General features: G+C 28.7%; 1 pseudogene. It reads right to left on the bottom strand.

Annotation, left to right across the window (positions count from 1 at the left end):
• A pseudogene (locus tag ACF91D_RS31430) lies at positions 1-443 on the bottom strand (CDP-glycerol--glycerophosphate glycerophosphotransferase); the annotation flags it as partial.
• Positions 444-582: the final 139 nt, after the last annotated feature.

Genomic DNA, 582 nt, shown 5'->3' with positions numbered 1-582 from the left:
ATAATATCTTCTGTGTCAAAAGGATATTTCATAAAGTCGATTAATTGATTATAAATCTCTACTGAAAATTTAAAATTAGTAGTATGAGCCCGTTTATTCTCGCCTTTCAAAGTTATTGACAAAGGTATTTCCTTTTCGCGTTCTGTAAAGCGCGTGCGTATTACGAGGTTTGATTTTTGTACAACGGCATTTAATGTTGAAAATTCTCCTGTAATATAAGCTTCACTATTGTTAAATTTGAGGGCATCAATATGACGTCTTGAAAAGAATACTTTTTGTGGAACATAACTTTCCATAGAAAGATGTAAAAAACCATTTTTGGTGACATAAGGATGAATAACATCCGAGCCGTCCGAAATCTCTGATAAATTAAAAACAGAAGATTGCTCATCTGTTACCTTAATATTTTTTTGAGTCGTAATAATTGCATCGGATTCTTCCATAATTAAAAAAATTTTACTTCTATTATAAGATTTAAACGCTTACAAAATTTCGTTTAAATCAAATTCAAAATTACAAAATTCATCTACTGGACTATATGAAATAGAATGAAATTCATTTTTTACATATAATTTCCCAATA

It is taken from the genome of Staphylococcus sp. 231237_7MaSpsaltlick, from assembly GCF_043107035.1.
The sequence above is the reverse complement of the archived record's forward strand: the minus strand, read 5'-3'. Positions and strand labels throughout refer to the sequence as shown.